Here is a 7494-nt window from a genome sequence, read left to right as displayed (position 1 = left end):
AGGCGTATCGAAAGATACGCCTTTTTGTTTGCCTAAAATTCCGCAAAATTATAATGAAAACTTAAATTAAAAAAGTGAATATTAGGAAGAGAGAAATAGTTGTTGGAGGAAAAAGTGGCGGAAGGTCATGGGAGTTGAACCCACCCGGGAACGCTGGCGTCCCCAACAGGATTTGAAGTCCTGCCACCTCACCGGAGATGACGACCTTCCGTTATTGAAATTGCGGTTACTTTAGCGTAAATTAGTTCGTAATTCAACGCCATTTTGAAATAGGAATTAAAAATGACCGCACTTTTTCAACAACTTCCTTCGGTAGATAAATTTTTAAAAACACCAGAAGGTGAAATGCTTTTAACTGAATTTGGTCATTCAGCCGTTGTACGTGAATTGCGCCAATTATTGTCTGAAGGACGCGAGTTTATCAAACAACACCAAAACTTACCGCACTTTTTTGCCGATCATCCGAGTACATTGCATTATTTACAAGAGCGATTAACTCAACAAAATCATGTGCAGATTAAATCAGTTCATAACTTAACGGGCACGGTATTACATACAAATTTAGGGCGAGCATTATGGGCTGAAAGTGCACAACAAGCGGCACTTCATGCGATGAAAGGTAACGTTGCGCTGGAATATGATTTGGAAGAAGGCAAACGCAGTCATCGAGATAATTATATTAGTGAACTACTTGCGCAACTCACAGGTGCAGAAGCTGCATGTATTGTGAATAATAATGCGGCAGCCGTGCTCTTGATGTTAGCCACCTTTGCAAAAGATAAAGAAGTGATTATTTCTCGTGGTGAGTTAATTGAAATCGGTGGCGCATTTCGCATCCCTGACATTATGGCTCAAGCCGGCTGTAAACTGGTTGAAGTCGGAACTACAAACCGCACACATTTGAAAGATTATCGTCAAGCAATTAATGAAAATACCGCCTTCTTAATGAAAGTACATTGCAGTAACTATCATATTAGTGGATTTACTGCTTCGGTTTCAGAACAAGAGTTGGTTGATCTTGGGCGAGAATTTGATATTCCTGTTATTACGGATCTGGGTAGTGGGGCATTGATTGATCTAAGCCAATATAATTTACCAAATGAGCCAACGGTACAAGAAAAAGTTGCACAAGGCGTAAACTTGGTGTCATTCTCGGGTGATAAATTATTGGGCGGAACACAAGCTGGCATTATTGTTGGTAAAAAAGAGTGGATTGCTCAGTTACAAGCTCACCCATTAAAGCGCGTATTGCGTTGCGATAAAGTGATTTTAGCTGGGCTTGAGGCAACATTACGCCTTTATCTCCAACCTGAAAAACTTACTGAAACATTGCCAACTTTACATTTGCTCACCCAATCAATGGATGTATTAAAAGAAAAAGCTGAACAACTTAAAGCCTGTTTAGCAAATCGTTTAAAAGATTACCAGGTTGAGATTGAAGAAAGCTTTGCTCAGATTGGGAGTGGTTCTCAACCGATGGCGACGATTCCTTCTCTTGCAGTGACGATTGCAGAAAAAACAGAGGCAAAATTAACCGCACTTTTAACAGTATTCAAAGCGTTAGAACAACCAATAATCGGTCGTGTTGAGAAAGGAAAAATTTGGTTAGATTTACGCAGCGTGGCCGACTTTAAGGCACTATTAGATACGGTGGAAAAATTATGATCATAGTAACATCAGGACACGTCGATCATGGTAAAACAGCTCTTTTGCAAGCACTGACAGGCACGAATACCGCTCATTTGCCGGAAGAAAAAAAACGTGGCATGACCATTGATTTGGGGTATGCCTATTTGCCTTTAAAAGAGAAAGTGCTCGGGTTTATTGATGTGCCTGGCCATGAAAAGTTTCTCGCCAATATGTTGGCGGGGCTTGGTGGTGTGCATTATGCGATGCTCATTGTCGCTGCAGATGAAGGGATTGCTGCACAAACTAAAGAACACTTAGCGATTTTACGTCAGCTTCAATTTGCTGAAATCATGGTAGTGATTACCAAGGCTGACCGAGCAACAGATGAGCAAATCGAGGCATTAAAAACACAAATTCAGACGGATTATCCATTCTTAGCTGAATCTCATTATTTTATTACATCGGCACAAACAGGCTTAGGTATTGATGCGTTACGCGATTATTTAGCCAATTTACCTGAATTAGCTGAAATGGATAAACCGTTCCGTTACGCCATCGACCGTGTTTTTAGCGTGAAAGGGGCGGGGACAGTGGTAACAGGGACAGCATTTGCGGGAACGGTGGCCATTGATGATGAACTCTTCCTTTCTACGGGACAAAAGGTTCGCGTAAAAAATATTCATGCTCAGAATACACCGAGCGAAAAAGGCTTGGCTGGTCAACGCTTAGCTCTCAATTTAAACGTTGATTTAGATCGTATTCCAATGCAGCGTGGCGATTGGTTGTTAGCCTCAGAGCCACTTGAGCCAACCAATCGTATTACCATTGAAATTACACCTGAAGTGAATTTGAAAGACAGTCAGCCTATACATATTTATCATGCGGCAAGCCGTACGACGGGTAAACTCACCTTGCTTGAAAGCAAAAATGCAATGAAAAATGACCGAACTTTGGCTGAAGTCATTTTAGAACAACCATTATTTTTAGTTTTCGGGGATAAATTAATTTTACGTAGTGGTGATGCAAAATCTTTAATTGGTGGTGCCAAGGTACTCGAAATTCATTCACCAAAACGTTATAAGCGCACCGAGGCTCGTCTAGCGTTCTTAGCTAAACTTAATCAGGCTCAAACCGTCACACAACGCATCGGATTGACCTTACAAAAAGAGGCGATTTCAGCTCAAGCTTTAATGTGGAGTGAGCAACTAACCGAAAATCAGCTGGCTGAAGCATTAGCCGAGAATGGCGATATCCGTTTCCAAAATTGGTGTTTTAATCGCGATTATCAACGTGAAAAAACGCAGCAAATTTTGACCGCACTTGCTACCTATCATGAGCAACATAATGATCAGCTAGGTTTGAGTAAAGCTCGTTTATATCGTATTGCGACTTTAAACCAACCAGAAAACCTGATTTATCATTTTATTGAAGAAATGCTTGATGAAGGTCAATTGCTGCAGACTCGTGGCTGGCTACATTTGCCTTCACACAAAATCCAATTTTCAACTGAAGAGCAAACATTATGGCAAGCGGTGTTAGCAGAATTTGAGAAAGCGCATGGCCAAGCCATTTGGGTACGTGATATGGCAACAGCCTTGGCGCAAGATGAAAGTGTAATGCGTAATTTTATGTATAAAGCGGGCAAATTGGGCTATCTTACGCCAATCGTAAAAGACCGTTTTTTCCTGACTGAAAGTATTTATGCTTATGCTCGCTTAATTAAGGAAATGGCAGGCGAAGAAGGTAAAGTTGCCGTAAATGAATTACGTGATAAGCTTAATTTTGGTCGAAAACTGACAGTGCAATTGATGGAATATTTTGATCGTACCGGTTTTTTACGCCGTAAAGGCAATGATCATATTCTACGTGATAAAGACACATTTGATTTATAGGTAATACATGAAAAAGACATTCATTTCAGCCTTAATTTTGACCGCACTTTTTACGGTAACAGGTTGCGAAGATAAAGAAGCGAAAGCAACGATTGAGCAACAGACATGGGCAATTGCGCAACTGACGGTAGAAAATACGCAATTAAAAGCTGAAAAAGAGAAGGCAGAGAAGGTTATTCCAGCAATTATTGCTCAAGATGATGTGATTTTTGATAAAGAGGAAACCATTAAATATCCTAAATCGGCCAAAGAAGATGAATATGCTCCTACTGAAGGCAAGCTTCATTACAATGTTTCTACACTCAAAACGAATATTGAGTGGCTAGATAAACTGCTTTTAGAACAAATTTCAAAAAATGCTGATGGTAAACCAAGAAGCCGTGAGCAGCTAGTTGCAGATTACCAAAAAGCATATGATGAAGCTAAAAAAGAAATGTTGGAGTCTCCAATAATTGGGGTTGATGAAACCTTAGATTTAGCATTTAATCACCAAAGAGGTAAGCTTGCTGTATTTTTAATAAACTATTACAGCTATGGTGGTGGCGCTCATGGCGTTGGCGGTTATCATTATCTTAATGTTGATTTAGAAACGAAAAAACTACTTTCATTTGATGATGTTTTTAAACCAAATCAGCAAGATAAATTAAAAGAGCTGCTTTGGGAACGTTACACTCGATATGGTGAGGTAAAAGATGAGGAAGCATTTACATCAAAAGACGCTTTTGAAGTGCCCGACAATTTCTATTTAGATCATGATGGGATTCACTTTGTGTATAACGTGTATGAAATTGCGTCTTATGCAGAAGGGCCACAGGAACTAGTGATTGAGTGGTGGAGTGCCTCTGCGTTATTGAAGCCTGAATTTCTTCAGAAACAGTATTATCCCGTTTCGAGTAATACGGCAGAATAACAAAGTGCGGTCAAAATTGGCCGCATTTTTATTGGCCTTTTTTCACCCAGTATTTAAAAGGGGTGTCTTGGGTTTCACTCGCTAAAAGGGTATGTTCCATAAATTGGCAGAAGCTTGGAATATCGCGAGTCGTAGCAGGATCATCCGCCAAAATAAGTAGAACTTCACCTTCATTCATGTGGCGAATATTTTTTCTCACAAGCATTACAGGTTCAGGACAACGTAAACCAACGGTATCAAGGGTTTTATCAACAGTAATTTCAGTCATTGTTATTCATTAGTTTTATTGAAATTGAGCTACATCATACAATAATTATGGGGAAATTTCGATAAATCCGCTATCAATGATAAACTACGCAACAAATTTACTTAAACAATGATTCCATGGCTGAATACCTTATCCCAAAAAGTGCGGTCGTTTTTGAAGAAGAAATTAAGAAAAGTCGATTTATCACGTATTTGCAACATACGGAAGGACTTGAACAAGCCAAAGCTTTTTGGGCAGAAATTAAAGCGCAGCACCCTAATGCTCGCCATCATTGTTGGGCAGCCGTGGCCGGCAAACCAACGGATTCTCAACAATTAGGCTTTTCCGATGATGGTGAGCCAGCAGGCACAGCAGGGAAACCGATGCTATCTGCTTTGCTAGGTAGTCAAGTTGGTGAAATTAGTGCCGTAGTTGTTCGTTATTATGGTGGTATTTTATTAGGCACTGGCGGTTTAGTTCGTGCTTATGGAAATGGTGTTCAGCAAGCTTTAAAATTATTAGAAACTGAACGAAAAGTAGAACGTCAGTTATTCCAAGTTCATTGTGATTATGCACAATTAAATTGGATCCAAATTTTATGTGAACAACATCAAATTGAAATTTATCAGCAAGATTTTCAAGTGCAGATTACATTGCAGTTAGGCATTAGTGAAGATCAAATTAAACCTTTTGAACAAGCATTAATTGAGCGCTCGGCAGGAACGTTGAAATTAGAAAAAATGAATTAAGAGAGATATTGTGCATATTTTATCCATTATTCGGATTATCGGCATTTTGATCATGTGCTTTTCTGGCACGATGCTGATTCCAGCCTTTGTGGCACTTATTTATGGCGATGGCGGCGGTAAAGCATTTATGCAAGCTTTTGCATTGAGCTTAACCGTGGGCATGTTGCTTTGGTGGCCTTGTCATCACCACAAACAAGAATTGCGGTCTCGTGATGGTTTCTTAATTGTGGTGGCATTTTGGTTCGTTCTAGGTGGGCTAGCAACCTTGCCATTGCTATTATTTGATTCCCCCCATTTAACGGTGGCTTCCGCGGTATTTGAGGCATTTTCTGGGCTAACAACCACGGGTGCCACAGTCATGACAGGATTAGATAATTTACCGAAAGCCATTCTGTTTTACCGTCAATTTTTACAATGGTTAGGCGGCATGGGGATCATCGTACTTGCGATTGCGATTATTCCTTTATTGGGTATTGGTGGAATGCAGTTATACCGTGCTGAAATGTCTGGCCCAATGAAAGATCAGAAAATTCAGCCACGGATAGCGGAAACAGCAAAGGCGTTGTGGTTTGTTTATTTCTTTCTAACCGTGTCTTGTGCTTTGGCTTACTGGCTAGCGGGTATGACACCATTTGATGCAATTACACATAGTTTCTCGACCGTATCCATTGGCGGCTTTTCTACGCATGATGCCAGTATCGGCTATTTTAATAGTTCGGCGATTAATTTTATCACGGTCATTTTCTTGTGGATTTCGGCTTGTAACTTCGCGTTGCACTTCAGAGCATTTTCGACTTTAGGACGAGAAAATATTCTGAAGATTTATACAAAAGATCCAGAATTCCGCTTCTTTATGAGTATTCAAATTTTGCTTATCGTGGTTTGTACATTGATGATGATAAGCCATCAATATTTTGATTCCTCATGGCAAGATTTTGAGCAAGTCGTATTCCAAGCCGTATCGATTTCAACGACAACTGGATACACCACATCGAATTTCGCTGAGTGGCCTTCTTTTGTGCCAATGTTATTAATTATTGCTTCTTTTATTGGGGGCTGTGCAGGCTCAGTTGGTGGTGGTTTGCGTGTTGCGCGGATTTTAGTGCTATATCTTCAAGGTGCAAGAGAGCTAAAACGATTTGTTCACCCAAATTTAGTATATCCAATTAAATGGGGTAAAAATGTCCTTGATGAACGTGTGATTGGGAGCATTTGGGCCTTTTTCTCGGCGTACTTATTGGTATTCACTATTTGTTTATTAAGTGTGATTGCATGTGGTGTCGAACCTTTTGATGCATTTAATGCAGTATTGGCAAGTATTAATAACCTTGGACCAGGATTAGGTTCAGTAAGCAGCAATATGACAGCGATGCCAGATAGTGCTAAATGGGTATTAACTATTGCGATGGTATGTGGTCGTTTAGAAATCTTCACACTATTGGCGCTTTTCACACCGGCATTTTGGAAGGAATAATGAAAACATTAATTTTATATTCAAGCTGTGATGGGCAAACAAAAAAATTGCTGAATTTATGGCTCAGTATCTTGAAGGAGAGATAGTAGTTTCACCGTTAACGGAGGAATTGGAGCTTCAATTTTTTGATCGGGTGATTATTGGAGCATCCATTCGCTATGGTCATTTTAATAAACAGTTATACCATTTTGTGGAACGCCATCATGAATTGCTGAATGCAAAAAGTGCGGTCTTTTTTGGCGTAAATTTGACAGCGAGAAAAGAAGGAAAAGATACACCAGAGGGAAATGCCTATGTACGTAAGTTCCTTCAACGCATAAACTGGACACCTACAAAAGTCGGCGTGTTTGCAGGGGCATTACTATATCCACGCTATAAATGGATTGATCGTGTCATGATCCAATTGATTATGAAAATTACAGGTGGTGAAACGGATACGACCAAAGAAATTGAATATACCGATTGGGGAAAAGTAAAGGCATTTGCAGAAAGCCTTAATTCGTAGAATAAAACACCATAAAAATAGTGTTTTTTAGACTATTTGATTAAAAGATCTTCAACTAAGAAAAAATTTACATTTTTTTACAAAAAGA

6 protein-coding genes, 1 tRNA gene and 1 pseudogene are annotated in these 7494 nt (G+C 39.7%); 6 read left to right on the top strand and 2 right to left on the bottom strand.

Annotated elements, in window-relative coordinates; translation table 11 throughout:
• Nucleotides 1-115: 115 nt before the first annotated feature.
• Nucleotides 116-210: transfer RNA gene (locus HMPREF3263_RS07145), tRNA-Sec, on the bottom strand.
• A 72-nt stretch (nucleotides 211-282) separates the two neighbouring features.
• On the opposite strand from HMPREF3263_RS07145, the gene selA reads away from it, so the two are divergent.
• Genes selA through HMPREF3263_RS07130 form a run of 3 tightly spaced genes read left to right on the top strand, consistent with a single transcriptional unit; the run spans nucleotide 283 to nucleotide 4431 of the window.
• Nucleotides 283-1665, top strand: a complete 1383-nt coding sequence (selA, locus tag HMPREF3263_RS07140; protein WP_070853136.1) for an L-seryl-tRNA(Sec) selenium transferase — start codon at nucleotides 283-285, stop codon at nucleotides 1663-1665.
• The gene (gene selB, locus HMPREF3263_RS07135) at nucleotides 1662-3521 is read left to right on the top strand and encodes a selenocysteine-specific translation elongation factor (protein WP_005697466.1); all 1860 of its coding nucleotides are present in this window, start codon (nucleotides 1662-1664) and stop codon (nucleotides 3519-3521) included. Before selA ends, selB begins: the two co-directional genes overlap by 4 nt.
• A gap of 7 nt (nucleotides 3522-3528) precedes the next feature.
• Nucleotides 3529-4431, top strand: a complete 903-nt coding sequence (locus HMPREF3263_RS07130; protein ID WP_005697459.1) for an RsiV family protein — start codon at nucleotides 3529-3531, stop codon at nucleotides 4429-4431.
• 28 nt (nucleotides 4432-4459) lie between these two features.
• Here HMPREF3263_RS07130 and tusA read toward each other — a convergent pair whose 3' ends face one another.
• Entirely contained in the window at nucleotides 4460-4699 is a 240-nt protein-coding gene (tusA, locus tag HMPREF3263_RS07125; protein ID WP_005697464.1) for a sulfurtransferase TusA, read from the bottom strand.
• A 116-nt stretch (nucleotides 4700-4815) separates the two neighbouring features.
• Here tusA and HMPREF3263_RS07120 point away from each other — a divergent pair, with 116 nt between their 5' ends.
• From HMPREF3263_RS07120 to hemG, 3 genes and pseudogenes are all read left to right on the top strand, one after another.
• Nucleotides 4816-5427: a YigZ family protein gene (locus HMPREF3263_RS07120; RefSeq protein WP_005697463.1), complete on the top strand. Its 612-nt coding sequence runs from the start codon at nucleotides 4816-4818 to the stop codon at nucleotides 5425-5427.
• 10 nt (nucleotides 5428-5437) lie between these two features.
• Nucleotides 5438-6901, top strand: a complete 1464-nt coding sequence (locus HMPREF3263_RS07115; protein ID WP_032803937.1) for a TrkH family potassium uptake protein — start codon at nucleotides 5438-5440, stop codon at nucleotides 6899-6901.
• Nucleotides 6901-7406, top strand: a pseudogene (gene hemG / locus HMPREF3263_RS07110) (menaquinone-dependent protoporphyrinogen IX dehydrogenase). Before HMPREF3263_RS07115 ends, hemG begins: the two are co-directional and overlap by 1 nt.
• Nucleotides 7407-7494: the final 88 nt, after the last annotated feature.

This window comes from Haemophilus sp. HMSC61B11, from assembly GCF_001838615.1.
GTDB lineage: Bacteria > Pseudomonadota > Gammaproteobacteria > Enterobacterales > Pasteurellaceae > Haemophilus_D > Haemophilus_D parainfluenzae_AD.
This window is presented reverse-complemented; position numbering and strand designations above follow the sequence as displayed.

Bases quoted from the DNA above. Each gene is read 5' to 3' on its own strand.
- selB (WP_005697466.1), top strand. From the start codon at position 1,662: ATGATCATAGTAACATCAGGACACGTCGATCATGGTAAAACAGCTCTT.
- tusA (WP_005697464.1), bottom strand. From the start codon at position 4,699: ATGACTGAAATTACTGTTGATAAAACCCTTGATACCGTTGGTTTACGT.
- selA (WP_070853136.1), top strand. From the start codon at position 283: ATGACCGCACTTTTTCAACAACTTCCTTCGGTAGATAAATTTTTAAAA.
- HMPREF3263_RS07130 (WP_005697459.1), top strand. From the start codon at position 3,529: ATGAAAAAGACATTCATTTCAGCCTTAATTTTGACCGCACTTTTTACG.
- HMPREF3263_RS07120 (WP_005697463.1), top strand. From the start codon at position 4,816: ATGGCTGAATACCTTATCCCAAAAAGTGCGGTCGTTTTTGAAGAAGAA.